13 protein-coding genes are annotated in these 16,977 nt (G+C 33.3%); 8 read left to right on the plus strand and 5 right to left on the minus strand.

Going from position 1 to position 16,977, the window contains the following annotated elements; translation table 11 throughout:
* Positions 1–61 precede the first annotated feature (61 nt).
* The 3 genes from CLU81_RS18975 (at position 62) to lpdA (ending at position 2,539) form a co-directional block, all read left to right on the plus strand.
* Complete coding sequence (locus CLU81_RS18975) at positions 62–307, plus strand: hypothetical protein (protein WP_099711221.1); 246 nt, start codon at positions 62–64, stop codon at positions 305–307.
* Positions 288–587, plus strand: coding sequence for a type II toxin-antitoxin system RelE/ParE family toxin (locus CLU81_RS18980; RefSeq protein ID WP_233209734.1), 300 nt, complete (start codon positions 288–290; stop codon positions 585–587). The genes CLU81_RS18975 and CLU81_RS18980 overlap by 20 nt, the downstream gene beginning before the upstream one ends.
* Before the next feature lie 548 nt (positions 588–1,135).
* Positions 1,136–2,539 (plus strand): dihydrolipoyl dehydrogenase, encoded by a 1,404-nt coding sequence (gene lpdA / locus CLU81_RS18985; RefSeq protein ID WP_099711223.1) that lies wholly within the window; start codon positions 1,136–1,138, stop codon positions 2,537–2,539.
* A 56-nt stretch (positions 2,540–2,595) separates the two neighbouring features.
* On the opposite strand, the gene CLU81_RS18990 is transcribed toward lpdA, so the two are convergent.
* On the minus strand, positions 2,596–3,249 hold the full coding sequence (locus CLU81_RS18990; protein ID WP_099711224.1) for a hypothetical protein: 654 nt from the start codon (positions 3,247–3,249) through the stop codon (positions 2,596–2,598).
* A gap of 165 nt (positions 3,250–3,414) precedes the next feature.
* On the opposite strand from CLU81_RS18990, the gene CLU81_RS18995 reads away from it, so the two are divergent.
* Entirely contained in the window at positions 3,415–3,957 is a 543-nt protein-coding gene (locus CLU81_RS18995; protein WP_099711225.1) for a lipocalin family protein, read from the plus strand.
* A 58-nt stretch (positions 3,958–4,015) separates the two neighbouring features.
* On the opposite strand, the gene CLU81_RS19000 is transcribed toward CLU81_RS18995, so the two are convergent.
* Positions 4,016–4,390: a DoxX family membrane protein gene (locus tag CLU81_RS19000; RefSeq protein WP_099711226.1), complete on the minus strand. Its 375-nt coding sequence runs from the start codon at positions 4,388–4,390 to the stop codon at positions 4,016–4,018.
* A 320-nt stretch (positions 4,391–4,710) separates the two neighbouring features.
* On the opposite strand from CLU81_RS19000, the gene CLU81_RS19005 reads away from it, so the two are divergent.
* The 3 genes from CLU81_RS19005 to CLU81_RS19015 all read left to right on the plus strand — a co-directional run bounded on the left by CLU81_RS19005 (position 4,711) and on the right by CLU81_RS19015 (position 9,560).
* The gene (locus tag CLU81_RS19005; RefSeq protein ID WP_099711227.1) at positions 4,711–5,997 is read left to right on the plus strand and encodes an anthranilate synthase component I family protein; all 1,287 of its coding nucleotides are present in this window, start codon (positions 4,711–4,713) and stop codon (positions 5,995–5,997) included.
* A 153-nt stretch (positions 5,998–6,150) separates the two neighbouring features.
* Complete coding sequence (gene tilS, locus CLU81_RS19010) at positions 6,151–7,464, plus strand: tRNA lysidine(34) synthetase TilS (protein WP_099711228.1); 1,314 nt, start codon at positions 6,151–6,153, stop codon at positions 7,462–7,464.
* The gene (locus CLU81_RS19015) at positions 7,461–9,560 is read left to right on the plus strand and encodes a cytochrome c biogenesis protein CcdA (RefSeq protein ID WP_099711229.1); all 2,100 of its coding nucleotides are present in this window, start codon (positions 7,461–7,463) and stop codon (positions 9,558–9,560) included. The genes tilS and CLU81_RS19015 overlap by 4 nt, the downstream gene beginning before the upstream one ends.
* 301 nt (positions 9,561–9,861) lie before the next feature.
* Here CLU81_RS19015 and CLU81_RS19020 read toward each other — a convergent pair whose 3' ends face one another.
* The 3 genes from CLU81_RS19020 to CLU81_RS19030 form a co-directional block, all read right to left on the minus strand.
* Positions 9,862–11,178 (minus strand): ammonium transporter, encoded by a 1,317-nt coding sequence (locus CLU81_RS19020; RefSeq protein WP_099711230.1) that lies wholly within the window; start codon positions 11,176–11,178, stop codon positions 9,862–9,864.
* 338 nt (positions 11,179–11,516) lie between these two features.
* Positions 11,517–12,824 (minus strand): amidohydrolase family protein, encoded by a 1,308-nt coding sequence (locus CLU81_RS19025; RefSeq protein WP_099711231.1) that lies wholly within the window; start codon positions 12,822–12,824, stop codon positions 11,517–11,519.
* Positions 12,825–12,865: 41 nt separating this feature from the next.
* Positions 12,866–15,856, minus strand: coding sequence for an amidohydrolase family protein (locus CLU81_RS19030; RefSeq protein WP_099711232.1), 2,991 nt, complete (start codon positions 15,854–15,856; stop codon positions 12,866–12,868).
* Positions 15,857–15,985: 129 nt separating this feature from the next.
* On the opposite strand from CLU81_RS19030, the gene CLU81_RS19035 reads away from it, so the two are divergent.
* Positions 15,986–16,960, plus strand: a complete 975-nt coding sequence (locus tag CLU81_RS19035) for a Gfo/Idh/MocA family protein (protein ID WP_099712807.1) — start codon at positions 15,986–15,988, stop codon at positions 16,958–16,960.
* Positions 16,961–16,977: the final 17 nt, after the last annotated feature.

The following is a 16,977-nucleotide window of genomic DNA, read 5'->3' on the forward strand; positions in this document are numbered from 1 at the left end:
AAAATAGCCTTAACAAAAATCAAAGCTAAAAAGACTTAAATTTGAATAAAATATACGTACAATGGAAACAAAAGAACTCAGACGTAAGCTGATAAAAGATTTTGGAAAATTCATTGAGGATGATTCTAAATTAGAAATTTTAGAAAGCATTTTTGATGCCATAAATCATGACGAAAAAAAATCGATTGTTTCCGATTCTCATTATGATATAGTTGCTGAGGAAAGAGAAAAGTATCTCTCAAATGAAAAAGAAGTAAGTTCTTGGGAAGAAGCTGAACAGCGATTGAATGCGAAATATGGGTTTTAAGATTAAAATTTTACCCCTGGCAGAAAATGAAATTGATGAGTCTATTGAATTCTACGAAAGTAGACGAAAAGGCTTGGGAAAACAATTTCTAACGTATTTAAAATCGCATCTACAAGTTTTAAAAACTCATCCGGAATTATTTGAAATAAAGAAGAAGCCAGGTTATCGTGAATTAACTTTAGTCAAATTTCCATTTGTAATTATATATGAAATTATAGAAAGTGAAGTAATCATCTATTCTGTTTTTCATACGTCAAGAAGTCCTCAAAGAAAACCTTAAGAAAGAGGTGCAAAGATGTAAAGGTTCAAAGCGACAAAGACTTTTAAAGGTACTGAGATTCTGAGTTACTAAGGTTCTGAGGTTTTAGGAACAAAGGTTCAAAGTGACAAAGGTTTTCCGTAGAGACGCACAGCAGTGAGTCTAAAATTGGATGTTTTTTTAAGATTTTAAAAATAATCTCGCGAAGACGCAGAGTCGCAAAGTTTTTTTTAATTTTTGTTATTCTGGGGAACGAAGGGTCTTCGCAACGACAATCCAATCTTTGTCGAGTTTCTTGTGAAGATTTCTCCTTCGTCGAAATGACAAATAGCACCATACAATAATTGTTTAAAAAAGAAAACTTTGCGACTTTGCGTCTTCGCGAGACTAAAAAAAAACAAAAACTTAGCAAACCTTACTTAAATTCATAATCCAAAAAAAGCCATGTGCCTTTGTGTCTTCTTGCAAAAAAACTTCCCTTAAATTTCACACAAAAAACATTGAGATTTAAACTTTAAACAAAACTTTATTCCTTAATTTTGTATCGCTAAAAATAAAATAGACAAACTATGAGTTCATTTGACGTAGTCATTATAGGTTCAGGTCCTGGCGGATATGTATCAGCAATTCGTTGCGCACAATTAGGTTTCAAAACTGCAATTGTAGAAAAATATAATTCATTAGGCGGAACTTGCCTTAACGTTGGTTGTATTCCTTCAAAAGCACTATTATCTTCTTCTCATCATTATGCTGAAATTGCACATTTTGCAGATCACGGAATCGAAGTTTCTGGAGATGTAAAAATCAATTTAGAGAAAATGATTGCTCGTAAACAAGCAGTTGTAGATCAAACCGTAGGTGGAATCAACTACTTAATGGATAAAAATAAAATTACTGTTTTCAATGGTTTAGGTTCTTTCGTAGACGCAACACACATTGCAGTTGCAAAAGCTGACGGAACATCAGAAACTATCGAAACTAAATATGCTGTAATCGCAACAGGTTCAAAACCATCTTCTTTGCCATTCATTAAAATTGACAAAGAAAGAATCATCACTTCTACAGAAGCTTTAGCTTTAAAAGAAGTTCCAAAACACTTAGTAATTATTGGTGGTGGAGTTATTGGAATCGAGCTTGGACAAGTTTACCTACGTTTAGGAGCGCAAGTTTCTGTAGTAGAATTCATGGACAGAATCATTCCTGGAATGGATAGTTCTTTATCTAAAGAATTAACTAAAGTATTGAAAAAACAAGGAATGAAATTCTACGTTTCTCATAAAGTAAAATCAGTAGAAAGAAACGGCGATGCTGTAGTTGTTCAGGCTGAAAATGCAAAGGGAGAAACTATTACTCTTGAAGGAGATTATTCATTAGTTTCTGTTGGTCGTCGTCCTTACACAGACGGATTAAACGCTGACAAAGCCGGAGTTAAAATTTCAGAAAGAGGACAAGTTGAAGTAAATGATCATTTACAAACTAATGTTCCTAATATCTATGCAATTGGTGACGTTGTTCGTGGAGCAATGTTGGCACACAAAGCAGAAGAAGAAGGAACTATGGTTGCTGAAATCTTAGCTGGTCAAAAACCACATATTGATTATAACTTAATTCCTGGTGTAGTTTACACTTGGCCGGAAGTTGCTGCAGTTGGACAAACTGAAGAGCAAGTAAAAGCTTCAGGAACAGAATATAAAGTTGGAAGTTTCCCATTCAAAGCTTTAGGTCGTGCAAGAGCAAGTGGAGATCTTGACGGATTCGTAAAAATCATTGCTGATGCTAAAACTGATGAGGTTTTAGGAGTTCACATGATTGGAGCTCGTACAGCTGATTTAATTGCAGAAGCAGTTACAGCAATGGAATTCAGAGCGTCTGCTGAAGATATTTCAAGAATGAGCCACGCGCATCCAACTTTCGCAGAAGCGGTAAAAGAAGCTGCTTTGGCTGCGACTGATAATAGAGCATTACACGTATAATTTACGTAAAATTATAATTTTAAAAAACCGCCGAGATTTATATTTCGGCGGTTTTTTTATTGTTTTAATATTTTAAAAGTATAATAAGTTTCTTTGTTTTGAGTGTATACACTGTAGGTTTCATTTTCTTCATTGTATAATTTATAAAGATATTTATCGCCTTTAATGCTTAAGTTCTTTCTCGATATATTATTACTTTCAATGAATTCCAATTCAAATTCGCAGCTTCCTTTTTTTCTGAAATTTAATTTTGAAAAAGTTCCGTCAAAAAACTTTTCGATCCATAAATTATCACTTAAAGTAACTTCAACTTTGTTGCCGTCGTTTTCAAAATAATAATATTTCGAAATCGTATTAAAATGATTGCATTGCTCTTTGGTTATTTTTTGAACAGGTTTTTCATTTTGCATTGACCAACTACTTTCCTGAGCTTTGTTTGGAAAAAGTGCGACAAATTCATTACAGTTTTTCTGTAACCTGAAAAAGATTTGTTCAAAAACTGTTTTTTGAGTTATACTGTCTTTAAATCTTGCCAAATAAGGCGTTATATGAGCATTATTAATAGTATTAATTCTAATTTCGTTATTCAAATCGATATTCTGAACCAGAGATTTGCAGATTTCAACATTTAGAGAATCAACTGATTTTATAGATTGTGATCTCGAAAAATTAACGCAAAGTAACAGAACTACAAAAAGATATTTTTTCATCGAAAGCTAAAGTTTTAGTCAAATATAGTTGTTTAGTAAAAATATTTAGAATTTTTAATTTTATTCTTTTAATCTTAATGTCAGAAAATGTAAAATTCAATAAAAATTTTGTAAATTAGATGTGGAATTCAGATGTTATCTTTACTTCTTTAAAAAGATAACATTATGAAAAATAGATATATAACTCCGATTCTACTCGGAGCAGGAATTGCATTTATACTTTATTCCTGTCGTTCAAATATTCCGCAAAAAGCTGTTGCAATTTCTAATTTTGACAAAGCTAAATATCTGGGAAAATGGTTTGAAATTGCAAGATTAGATTATAAATGGGAAAAAGGTTTAGACAACGTAACTGCCGAATATTCATTAAACGATAACGGCACGATTAAAGTTGATAACAGGGGCTATAATGTCAAAAAAGACAAATGGGAGGAAAGCATCGGGAAAGCCAAGTTCGTCAAAAAGGACAATGTAGGTATGCTTAAGGTTTCATTTTTTGGTCCTTTTTATTCTGGTTATAATATTATTGCGGTCGACGCAGATTACAAATATGCTCTTGTTGCCGGCGAGAGCTTAAAATATATGTGGATACTTTCGAGAGAAACGACTATTCCAGAAAGCATCAAAGCTGATTTTCTAATTAAAGCCCAGGAAATAGGTTATAATGTTTTGGACCTTGTCTGGGTAAAACATGACAAAAGAGGTTGAAAAAGAAACCCGACAGTTATAGGCTGTCGGGTTTCTTTTATTTTAGTTCGAAAATGATTTATGCAGTGAAAACACTTTTGTAATTATCCCAATATCTGTAAATCAAAAATAAGTTAGCCAGGAATAATAAAGCCGCAATTGGCAGACCATCCGGAGTAAGAAAATAGTTGATAAACAAAATATTTACCGTTATAGGTAAAATCAAAATATTGGCTAATGTTACATAACGTCCCGTTACAAACGCAATTCCGCAAAGTAATTCTATTGATTTTGCTAAAGGCATTAAATAAGTAGAAGCCATCAAACCAACATTAAAGGCTTTGAAATCTCCCGTTGTTTCAGGCTCAGGCATTAAATGAAAGAAGAAACTAATAGAGGCAAACAATAACAACAGACCAATCAAAACACGGACAATAATGGTAGCAATTTTCATAATACTAGGATTTTTAATGGGTTAAAAATGTATAATTTATTTTTGGAAAACGTTACAATCTAAATTCTCTAATAAAGTGAAAGTCAAATTTTAAAGCCGTTCTATTGAGAATTTTACCATCTTTATAATCTTATTTTAAGATTTCAATAATGCTATATCAAATATAACGAATTTTTCCTTACGAAATTGTTGTTTTATTAACAGTTTTGGTGTTTTATTTTTGGTTTTTGCCGTAATTGCGGAAAGCCAATAATTTTTAAGGATTATTTTATTGAAGGATTTTTTTTGTCGTAATTTTGAAGTCTAAAATTTACCCATTTTTGAGAGTTTCAATTCATAAACATATTTCAAATCCAGAGCAGTTTAAACAACAACTTCTAGCTTGGTCACAACAATTTCGTGAGGTCGTTTTTTTGGACAGTAATTCTTATCCACAAGAATATTCAAGCTTCAATTGTTTGCTGGCTGTAGACGCTTTTACATCTTTAAAAACCGATTTTCATAATGCTTTTGAAGATTTAAAACAATATCAGCAAACTACAAAAGACTGGCTTTTTGGATATTTGACTTACGATCTGAAAAATGACATTGAAGATTTAAAATCAGCTAATTTTGATGGTTTAGATTTTCCGGATATGTTTTTCTTTCAACCAAAAAAAATATTCTTATTGAAAGAAAATCAACTCGAAATTCAATATTTATTTCTTTGTGATGATGAGGTTGAAGATGATTTTAATGAGATAGTCGAAAGTCAAAAGTCGAAAGTCGAAAGTCAGATGTCTTTAGAGATCGAACAAAGAATTTCAAAAGATTTATATATAGAAAAAGTAACAAAAATGCTTGAGCATATTCATAAAGGCGATATGTATGAAGCTAATTTTTGTATGGAATTTTTTGCTGAAAATGCGACTATAAATCCTTTAGAAAAGTTTGAGAAACTGAACGCTATTTCGCAAGCGCCATTTTCAGTTTTCTTTAAAAATCACAAACAATATTTACTTTCGGCTTCACCGGAAAGATATCTGAAGAAATCAGGAGAGAATTTGATTTCGCAACCTATAAAAGGAACATCAAAACGATCTTCAGATCCAATCGAAGACGAAAAATCAAAGCAATATTTAGAATCTGACGCTAAAGAACGTGCCGAAAATATCATGATTACTGATCTTGTTCGGAATGATTTGTCGCATACCGCACAAAAAGGTTCTGTTGAAGTTGCAGAACTTTGTAAAATCTATTCGTTTCTGCAAGTGCACCAAATGATTTCGACGATAACGTCTAAAATAGATCCACAATATTCGCCAATAGAAGTTTTGAAAACGACTTTTCCAATGGGAAGTATGACTGGAGCGCCAAAAATTTCGGTTATGAAAATCATCGAAAATCTGGAAGAAACAAAACGTGGTTTGTACAGCGGATCAGTTGGATATTTTACTCCCGAAGGTGATTTCGATTTTAATGTTGTGATAAGAAGTATTTTGTACAATCAGGAAAATAAATACGTTTCGTTTTCTGTTGGAAGCGCCATTACATCGTTATCAATTCCTGAAAAAGAATACGAAGAATGTTTGTTGAAAGCTAAGGCGATGCATGAGGTTTTGCAGTAAAAGTTAGCTGCGAATTGGTGTGATTTTTTTGCCCGCGGATTTTACGGGTTAAACCGATAAACGCGATTTTTTCTTTTTAATCTTTGGCAAAAAAATATCACGCTTAACAATTCATTTAAAAATAGATCGAATTTAATTTTCTACTTTTATCAAATGTTTTCAAAATTTCAAAATCACATCTCGTCCAGATTTCCATTTTTGGAAGATAAAAAACTATTTCTAGCAGTTAGCGGCGGATTAGACAGCATGGTTTTATTGCATTTATTACAGCAATTACCGTATGAAATTGCCGTTTTGCATTGTAATTTTCAATTGCGCGGATTAGAAAGTTTTGGCGATCAGAGTTTTATTCAGAATTATTGTGACCAAAATGAAATTCCGGTTTTTATCACGCAATTTGACACCGAAGCTTTTGCAAAAGATTATAAATTATCGACTCAGGTTGCGGCACGCGAGTTGCGCTACAGTTGGTTTTATGAACTTCTCGAAACAGAGAATTTCGATTATATTCTAACAGCGCATCATGCCGATGATAATCTGGAAACTTTTATAATTAATCTAACGCGAGGAACGGGATTAGATGGATTAATTGGAATTCCGGAAGAAAATGACCGAATTATTCGTCCGCTTTTGCCATTTTCCAGAGATGAAATTCTGAAATATGCGCAGGAAAATAATATCGACTGGAGAGAAGACAGCAGCAATGCATCCAATAAATATCTTCGGAATAAAATTCGCCATGATTTAGTTCCGATGTTAAAAGAAATCAATCCTAACTTTTTGAATGCTTTTCAAAAAACACAATCCTATTTGCAGGAATCTCAAGTAATGGTCGAAGATGCGTCGATTATGATTTATCAGCAAGTAGCAAGTGAAGTTGGTGATGATATACATTTTGATCTAAATCAACTCAAAAAACTACCTAATTATAAATCATATTTGTATCAATGGCTGAATGAATTTGGCTTTTTGGCTTGGAATGATATTTATGATTTGGTAGATAGTCAATCTGGGAAACAAGTAATTTCGGCTGAATTTAGATTGCTGAAAAACAGAGATACGTTGATTTTGAGTCCAATTTCTGAAATTTCAGAGAAAGAAGAATTTGAAATTCAGGAAAGCGATCAAGACGTTAATTTTCCCTTAAAATTGAGGCTTTGTCAAGTAGACGACATTAGTATAGATTCAAATAAAGCTATCTTTGTGGACGCTGAAAAAATCCAATTCCCTTTGATTTTGCGTAAATGGAATGAAGGGGATGTTTTTCATCCTTTTGGAATGCAGGGGAAGTCTAAAAAAGTAAGTAAGCTTTTTAAAGATGAGAAATTATCGTTGATTGAAAAGGAAAAAATATGGATTTTGTGTTCTGATAATCAAATTGTTTGGGTTATTGGAATCAGACAAGACGAACGCTTTAAAATTGAAAACACCACAAATAGAATACTTAAAATTGAATTACAATCATGAAATTTAATCAATATCATCAAACTATAATGCCGAAAAATACTTGGACTAAACACATTTTATTTTTACTGCTTTTCTTGTTTGCTTTTGCAAAAGGGAATGCTCAAATTCTGGAGCCGGTAAAATGGACTTCTAAAATTGAAAAAAAATCAGGAAACAATGCTGTTTTGGTTTTTGATGGAACAATCGAAAAAGATTGGCATATGTATTCGCAGTTTACTCCAGACGGTGGTCCGCTTGCGTTGGAAATTACATTTAAAAATCAAAAAGGAAATTACGAACTTATTGGCAAAGCCAAAGAAGGAAAAACAGGAACTGCTTTTAATGACGTTTTTGGAGTAAACGAAACTTTCTTTGAAGGTAAAGCTCATATCGAACAGGAAATAAAAATCATTAACCCAAATTTAAAAACGGTTGATGTTGACTTTGATTTTCAGGTTTGTAAAGAAGTTTGTATCAATTCGAATAAAAAATTCTCAATAGCAATTCCGTCTACTTTCAAAATGGACGCAGTTGCCACTGTAACGGAATCAAAATTAGATGAAACTAAAGTAGTAGGTTTGGCTGTTGATACGGTAAAACCAGTTGTAGAAACTGCTAAAAAAGAGACTTCAAAAACAGAAGTTGCTGAAGCTTCAGCAAAAGAAGAAATTCCTGCACCGGCTCCAACAAGAAGTTTATGGTCAATCTTTTTTGTAGCCTTTATTTCAGGATTTGCTGCATTGTTGACACCTTGCGTTTTCCCAATGATTCCTATGACAGTAAGTTTCTTTACAAAACAAAGCAAAAGCAGAGCAAAAGGAATTAGAAACGCTATTATTTATGGTTTTTCAATTATTGCTATTTATGTTGTTTTAGGTTTAATCGTTACTAAAGTATTTGGCGCAGATGCATTAAATGCGTTGTCTACAGATGTTTGGTTTAACTTAATTTTCTTCGTGATTTTGATCATTTTTGCTACTTCGTTTTTGGGAGCTTTCGAAATTATGCTACCAAATTCATGGGCAAACAAAGCAGATCAACAAGCAGACAGAGGCGGATTAGTTGGGATATTGTTTATGGCTTTGGCTTTGGCAATTGTATCTTTTTCTTGTACAGGACCAATTGTTGGAACTTTATTAGTTGAAGCAGCTTCAAACGGTGGAATCGCTCCAATTGTTGGAATGTTAGGATTCTCATTGGCATTAGCTTTACCATTTATGTTATTTGCAATGTTCCCGGGATGGTTAAATTCATTACCAAAATCTGGTGGATGGTTGAATACTGTGAAAGTAGTTTTAGGGTTTTTAGAATTAGCTTTAGCGTTTAAATTTTTATCAAATGCTGATTTAGTACTTCAGTTACACTTTTTAGAAAGAGAAGTATTTATCGCAATTTGGATCGCCATTTTTGCAGCTCTGACTTTATATTTATTCGGAAAAATTACATTGCCACACGATAGTCCATTGCATCATATTTCAGTAGGAAGATTGTATTTAGGATTGCTTACGCTTGTATTTACAGTATATTTAATTCCTGGACTTTGGGGAGCGCCTTTGAAATTAATCAGTGCTTTTCCACCACCACCACAATATAGTGAAAGTCCGTTTGGAGTTGGCGGATCTTCAAATTCAAACGTTAATGCAGAATCGGCAAAAGGTTTGCCTGACGGAGCAGAATTAGGTCCGCATGGAATTATGGTTTTTCATGATTATGAAGATGGATTAGCTTATGCAAAATCAATCAACAAACCGATTATGCTTGATTTTACAGGTTATGCTTGTGTAAACTGTAGAAAAATGGAAAACAACGTTTGGTCTGAACCAACAATTTTACCAATATTGAAAAACGATGTGGTTTTGATTTCTCTTTATGTAGATGATAAACGTGAGTTGCCAAAAGAAGAGCAATTTGTAACTAAATCCGGTGATAAAATTATTACTGTTGGTGATAAATGGACAGATTTTATGATCTCAAAATATAAAACAAATACGCAGCCATTATATGTTATAACAGACTTGGAAGGAAAGAATCTAAACAGTTCAAAACCTACAATTAGTTATGTTAGCGCTGATGAATATTTGCATTGGCTAAAAGAAGGAATTGGAAATTTTAAATAGTTTTTTTTAAGAATATAGAAAATAGAATATAGAGGAAAGATGTTGGGACTTGAATATTGTGTGTGAAGATTTTGCAATATTTACTAATCAAAAGTCTACAATCTGAAATCTAAAATATAATAAGGGGTTGAATTAATTCAAAATAAAAAGCACTCTAAGTGATAAACTGAGAGTGCTTTTTTTATTTGGTTTCTAAAATCTATACTCTATTCTCTATATTCTATCTTCTTTCAAGTAAAAATCCCTCTAAGCTAAAACTTAGAGGGATTTTTTAATTAGGCAAAAGGGGGGAATTAATTTCTTATAAGAATTCTCCGTGTTGAGAGATGTCTAATCCTAATTCTTCTTTTTCTTCAGTAACTCTTAGTGGAGTAATTTTATTTACAACAAAGAATAAAACATATGAACCTACAAAAGCAAAGATTGAAACAACTACTAAAGCAATTAATTGGTTGATGAATAAAGTTGGAGTTCCAAAAATTAAACCTTGATTGTCTCCAACAGCCGGGTTAATTGCTTTTGAAGCAAAAACTCCTGTCAACAACATACCAACCATTCCACCAACACCGTGACAAGCAAATACATCTAATGCATCATCAATTTTACCTTTAGGGAATTTGCTTACTACAAGGTTACTAACGATTGCAGCAAAAGCTCCGATGAAAATTGCATGAGGAATGCTTACGAAACCGGCAGCAGGCGTAATGGCAACAAGACCAACAACAGCTCCAATACAAGCTCCAAGTGCAGATAATTTGTGTCCTATAATTTTGTCAAGGAAAACCCAAGCCATAGCAGCAGCGGCAGCAGCAACAGTTGTAGTTCCTAAAGCTTGTACAGCTAAACCGTTAGATCCTAATGCAGAACCTGCGTTGAAACCGAACCATCCAAACCATAATAAACCTGTTCCTAATAATACATAAGTGATTCTTGCAGGGTTAACTTTTTGAATTTTTCTTTTTCCTAAGAAGATCGCTCCGGCTAATGCAGCCCAACCAGCACTCATGTGTACTACAGTTCCTCCAGCGAAGTCAAGAACTCCCATTTTAAAGAAAATCCCTTCTGGATGCCAAGTCATGTGACATAAAGGTGCGTATATAAATAGAATGAATAAAACCATGAATAATAAATAAGCCCAGAAACGAACACGTTCTGCAAAAGCACCTGTAATTAAAGCAGGAGTAATGATGGCAAATTTTGCTTGAAATAATGCGAATAACATGAAAGGAATTGTTGGTGCAAGACTCCAGGCAGTACTAGTGCCAACGCCTTGAAAGAATAAATTTGGAAGTGGATTTCCAATGATTCCGCCAATAGTTGGTCCGAACGCCAAGCCAAAAGCAACAATAACCCATAAAATAGTAACAATTACCATTGCCATAAAACTTTGTAGCATGGTGCTGATAACGTTTTTCTTACCTACCATTCCTCCGTAGAAAAATCCTAGTCCTGGAGTCATAAGCAATACAAATGCAGTTGCTACGATCATCCAAGCTGTATCTCCTGTATCAAACTTTACAGCTTCAGCCGGAATTGGGTTATCAGTCAGGATAAAGTTTGAAATAAAGGTTAGTACCAAAATAGTGATAAGAATCACACTTAAAATAATTTTTCGCATAGTTATTTAGTTTTAAATTTTTTATAAAAGTATAAAATCAATCGACACCCCTATAAAAAATGCAGTCAGATAGTTAATTTTTGTTAATTTTTAAATTTGACCCCCTAAATTTTGCGTGTATTTGTTAAAATGAACTTAAAATTTGCAATTTGTTAATCAAAAAATTAGATTTTAAGATGTTTGCGCGATCTGTTAACAAAAAAGCGTGAGAATATTTGTATTTTTAAGAGTAATTCTGTCTAAATATTTAATGTATTGATTGAAATGATTAGAATTATAAATAAAAAAGGCATCAGATGAATTTCTCAAATGATGCCTTTTTTATAAAAAGAGTTTGTTTATTTCTGGTTGTACTTTGCTTTGAATTTATCATTCAGTTTGGTTTGGAAAGTTTCCAGATTAATGGTTCTTCCCTGAATAAAAGCACTTGTCAATTTATTAGTTCTCATATCCAGCGCATCGCCATCAGAGATAAAAAGAGTAGCATCTTTTCCTGTTTCTAATGTACCGCAAATATCGTCGATACCTAATAATTTTGCTGTATTTGAAGTAATAAGCTGTAAAGCTTTTTCTTTGTCGAGACCAAAAGCAGCGCAAGTTCCTGCTAAAAACGGAAGATTTCTAACACTCATACGTTCATGATCACCGCTGTTTTCAAGACCAACGATAATACCTTTATCGGTAAGTATTTTAGCCATTTTGTATGGTAAATTTACATCCTGATCATCACTTGTAGGCAATTCGTGAACACGTCTTAGGAGAACACCAACATTATATTTCTGTAAAACATCAGCAGATTTATAAGCTTCGAATCCGCCAACAATAACAATCTTTTTGACTTGATTGTCAACTGCCAATTGTATCGCATCTACGATTTGTTTTTCTTCATCTGCGTGGATATAAAGTGTTTGAGTTCCGTCAAAAAGCCCTTTTGTAGCTTCAAGAACCAGGTTTCTTTCTTTTGGAGCATCTTGATTGTATGCTTTTGCATTTTTTAGAAAAGCAGCAACTTCTTCAGTCTGTTTAGGATAATCTTTATTGGCTTCTATAATTCCCGGTTCGTACCAAGTTCCCGATCTTCTGAAACCAGAAGGGAAATTAAGATGAATTCCGTCATTTTCTTTGATAATAGCGTCACTCCAGCTCCAGGCATCCAATTGTACTACAGAAGAAGTTCCTGAAATTCGGCCACCGCGAGGCGTAACCTGAGTGATCAAAACACCATTTGGGCGAACAGTTTCTACCACTTTCGATTCAGAATTATAAGCGATGATACTTCTCACATTCGGATTAAAACTTCCAATTTCTTCCTGATCGTCTGATGATTTTACAGCATCAATTTCGACTAAACCTAATGTTGCGTTCGGAACAATAAATCCTGGATAAACGTGTTTTCCACTCGCATCAATTGTAGTGTCGTAGGCATTTGCAGCAAGTCTGATGGTTGTCGCATCTGCAACCAAAGTAATTTTTCCGTCTTTAAATCCAATCGCACTATTTTGAATAACAGTTCCGTTGCCTAAATGTGCTGTAGCATTTAGAATCAAAACCGATTTGCTTTGTTTGGGTGCAGGTATTTGCTGTGCTTTTATGTGTAGCGAAGCACAAAATACGAGCAATATTATATATATGTTTTTATTGATCATGATATCTGTTTTTTATCTTTTCTGATTTTTTAACGCTTAAATTATTGCTCTAAAGTATCACAGTGATATTCTATTTTCTCTTTTTTGGTAGGTGCTTGTGTTGCCATTCCTTTGTTTTTTTCCTGTAACATTTGTCCAATCAACAAGCCTCTTTCTTTAGTAATTGCCAATTGTTTTTCGGCATCTTTTTGAATGTCAAAATATACCACACCATCAACAATTGTTTTTTCAACTACAGCATAAATAGACAAAGGATTATCGCTCCATAAAACAACATCGGCATCTTTACCCACTTTTAGACTTCCTACTTTATCATCGATATGTAATAATTTAGCAGGATTCAGAGTTACAAATTTCCAGGCATCTTCTTCAGATATATTTCCGTATTTAACTGCTTTTGCAGCTTCCTGATTTAGTCTTCTTGACATTTCGGCATCATCAGAATTATAAGCAACAACAAGACCTGCATTATGCATAATTGGTCCGTTAAACGGAATTGCATCATTTACTTCAAATTTATAAGCCCACCAATCAGAGAAAGTTGAAGCACCAACTCCGTGTTCTTTCATTTTATCAGCAACCTTATAACCTTCAAGAATATGAGTGAAAGTGTTTACTCTAAAATTGAATTTTTCCGTAACATTCATCAACATCAAAATCTCAGATTCTACATAAGAGTGACACGTGATGAAACGCTCTTTATTGATAATTTCGGCTAAAGTTTTCATTTCTAAATCTACTCTTGGAGCCTTTCCTTTTTTAGAACCTGCGTTGAATTTTTTCCAGCTTTCGTCGTATTCTTTGGCACGTTGAAAATAATCGGTAAAAACCTGTTCAACACCCATTCTGGTTTGCGGAAAACGAGTAGGATTATCAATTCCCCAATTCGCTTGTTTTACATTTTCTCCCAATGCAAACTTGATAAACTTAGGTTGATTTTTGTATAACATTTCATCAGGAGCAGCACCCCATTTCCATTTTACGATTGCGGAGCGACCACCAATCGGGTTCGCTGATCCGTGTAGTAATTGAGAAGTTGTTACACCACCCGCAAGATCTCTGTATATATTAATGTCTTCTGAATTGACAACATCCTCAATCGTAACTTCGGCTGTAGAGTTGTGTCCGCTTTCGTTAACACCTCTTGAAATTGCAATATGAGAGTGTTCGTCAATGATTCCGCTTGTAATATGTTTGCCTTTTGCATCAATAACAGTAGCAGATGCATCTGAAAGATTTTTACCAACAGCAGCAATTTTTCCGTTTTTGATTAAAACATCAGTTTCAGTTAAAATACCGTCTTTTTCGTTTGTCCAAACCGTAGCATTTTTGAATAATAAAGTCTGAGCCGTTAACTTTTTTGAATCACCAAAAGCAATATTTGGGAAAGTTGTTGGAACAATTGGATTTGGTTTCTCCACTTTAGAAGAATCTTTTACAGCAACAAAAGCACTTGTTTTTAAAGCCGTCCAAACCAATTCGTCTCCGTTTGCTAAAATCGCTTTTCCGGATAATTTTTCCGGTTTTTCGATAAATCCGGTTAAACGAGTGAAATTGCCTTTTATAGTATCAGAAGGTTTAATCAATATCGAAACCCAGTTTTTAGAAACAGAAAAAGTACTGTTTACCTTTTTAGCATCAGCTGTAGTAATCTCAGATTTTGGAGCTTCAGCAGTTCCGTCAATTTTCCATTTATAATTGTCTTTTCCGACAGTTAAGTCATAATTACCGCGAATATCTTTGGCATTAATATCATTAACAACATATTTGGTTCCTTGAACCCAGTTTTCGAATAGAATAGTTTTTTCATCAAAGATTTCACCAGATGTAATCACAAAATTGGCATAACTACCCGTTTTTAAACTTCCTACTTCATTACTTTTTCCAAGAATTGCTGCCGGAATTGTAGTCAAAGCCTCTAAAGCTTTTGTTTTATCAAAACCATATTTAATGGCTTTCAATAAATTAGTCTTAAAATCCTCAGTCTTTTTTAATTTATCGGTTGTTAAGGCAAACACGACTCCGTTGTCTGAAAGTACTTTAAGATTTGTTGGCGCCTGATTCCAGAAACGCATATCAGCCAATTCGATTTGGTTTGATAAATACGGATTTGAAACATCATAAGCTTCAGGAAAACTTATCGGAATAATATATTTAACGTTCGTACTTTTAATTTCTTCGATTCTTTCAAATTCATTTCCACTTCCTTTTATGATATAGGTTAAACCAAATTCTTTAGCAATTTTAGCGGCTCTTAAACTGTTTAATTTATCTTCTGCTGTAAAAATTTGAACTAATTTTTCATTGTTTGCCAAAGCTTCAAGAGACAAATCTTTAGTATCAGAATTGCCTTTTTTATACCAATCAAGATCTAAATACATCTGACGCAACAAAGCCATCATGCCCATTAATGAACTTGGATAAGCCTGATTTGTCAAGACACTTCTCGAAAAAGCTAAGTGATTGGTGATTTTATTAGCAATAATTCGTTTATTGTTTTCGGCATTATTCAGGGCAACCAAAATTCCCGTTCCTTGTGCAACTCCATCAGGAATATGAGTTCCAACAACTCCAAAACCAGCTTTTAATAATTCTTCGGCCTTTGTTTGATCGTATTTAAAAGTTTCATAAGTATTTACTTCTGGGCGAATACTTTCGTTCCAATAATAACCAACTCTTTTAGTATCGTACAAAGGATCTTGATCATATCGATTATTACTTTTTGGTTTTTCGACCCCAAAACTAGTGTAGATATCTATAAATGAAGGATAAATCGTTTTTCCTGCAAGATCAATTGTAATGCTGTTTTTAGGAATTGCAATATTATTTCCAACGGAAATTACTTTGCCGTCCTGAATTAGTAAAGTTCCTTTTTCGATTTTTTGTGTTGGAGTTACATAAATCGTAGCATTGGTAAAGACCGTGTAGTTTTTGTTTGTATTATGAACAGTTTCATTAACTGGAAAGTAATCCTGCGCGTATGTTTTTGTTAAAAATACACTCAGAAAGAGTAGGAATAGGGCTTTTTTCATAGTTTATTTGCAAATTTGTTGCTAAAAATATGAAATATATGTTATCTAAAATTCATTTTTTTGAATGATTTTTCTTTATTTCTATAAAATTTTAATTAAACCGTTGATAGGTAGTACTTAATGAAAATTATGAAAAATATTAATACAATTAAATGGGGAATTATTGGCTTGGGAAATATTGCAAATCAATTTGCCAGCGATTTATTACTCTTAGAAGATGCTGAAATATTTGCAGTTGCTTCGAGAAATAAGGATAAAGCGATTGAGTTTGCTAATAAATACAATTGCCCAAAAGCGTATGATTCGTACGACGCACTTTTTAAGGACGATCAGGTTGATATCATATACATTGCAACTCCGCACGATTCGCACGCCGAATTATCTATAAAAGCATTAGAAAACGGAAAACATGTTTTATGCGAAAAACCAATGTCGCTTTCTTATAAAGATGCTATTCGAATGATTGAAGCGTCTAAAAAGCATAATAAGTTTTTTATGGAAGCATTTTGGACGCGTTTTATTCCATCGGTTCAAGAGGTTTTAGAAAAAATTAATCTGGGAATAATTGGCGATATAAAGTCTGTAAAAGCTGATTTTTCTTTTTATGCAGATGAAAAGGAGGGAGGAAGACTTTTTGATAAAAATAATGGAGGCGGGGCTTTATTCGATATTGGTGTTTATCCATTATTTCTTTCCTATATAATACTCGGTAATCCGGAGGAAATTATGGCGAAATCTATTAATCATATAAACGGAATAGATCTTCAGACTTCTATGATTTTGCAATATGAAAATGCACAATCGACTTTGCAAGCTTCGATAATTTCAGAATCTGATATGAAAGCAACAATCAGCGGAACTGAAGGATATATTCAGCTAAATTCGCCGTGGTTTGTTGCTGATGGATATTCTATTTTTAAAGGAGAAAAAGAATCCAAATATAGTTTACCAAATTTTGGAAAAGGATACACTTATGAGGCTATTGAATGTCATAAATGCATTCGAAACAATCAAATCGAAAGTTCGCTTTGGTCACATCAGAATAGTTTGGAATTAAGTCGAATTGTGGAGGAAATTAAGAATCAGATTGGGTTAGAGTTTTAGAAAATTATATATTTGAA

The organism is Flavobacterium sp. 9 (genome assembly GCF_002754195.1).
GTDB lineage: Bacteria > Bacteroidota > Bacteroidia > Flavobacteriales > Flavobacteriaceae > Flavobacterium.

Coding starts and splice junctions, on each gene's coding strand:
- CLU81_RS18975 (WP_099711221.1), top strand. CDS start 62: ATGGAAACAAAAGAACTCAGACGTAAGCTGATAAAAGATTTTGGAAAA.
- CLU81_RS18980 (WP_233209734.1), top strand. CDS start 288: ATGCGAAATATGGGTTTTAAGATTAAAATTTTACCCCTGGCAGAAAAT.
- lpdA (WP_099711223.1), top strand. CDS start 1,136: ATGAGTTCATTTGACGTAGTCATTATAGGTTCAGGTCCTGGCGGATAT.
- CLU81_RS18990 (WP_099711224.1), bottom strand. CDS start 3,249: ATGAAAAAATATCTTTTTGTAGTTCTGTTACTTTGCGTTAATTTTTCG.
- CLU81_RS18995 (WP_099711225.1), top strand. CDS start 3,415: ATGAAAAATAGATATATAACTCCGATTCTACTCGGAGCAGGAATTGCA.
- CLU81_RS19000 (WP_099711226.1), bottom strand. CDS start 4,390: ATGAAAATTGCTACCATTATTGTCCGTGTTTTGATTGGTCTGTTGTTA.
- tilS (WP_099711228.1), top strand. CDS start 6,151: ATGTTTTCAAAATTTCAAAATCACATCTCGTCCAGATTTCCATTTTTG.
- CLU81_RS19015 (WP_099711229.1), top strand. CDS start 7,461: ATGAAATTTAATCAATATCATCAAACTATAATGCCGAAAAATACTTGG.
- CLU81_RS19020 (WP_099711230.1), bottom strand. CDS start 11,178: ATGCGAAAAATTATTTTAAGTGTGATTCTTATCACTATTTTGGTACTA.
- CLU81_RS19025 (WP_099711231.1), bottom strand. CDS start 12,824: ATGATCAATAAAAACATATATATAATATTGCTCGTATTTTGTGCTTCG.
- CLU81_RS19030 (WP_099711232.1), bottom strand. CDS start 15,856: ATGAAAAAAGCCCTATTCCTACTCTTTCTGAGTGTATTTTTAACAAAA.
- CLU81_RS19035 (WP_099712807.1), top strand. CDS start 15,986: ATGAAAAATATTAATACAATTAAATGGGGAATTATTGGCTTGGGAAAT.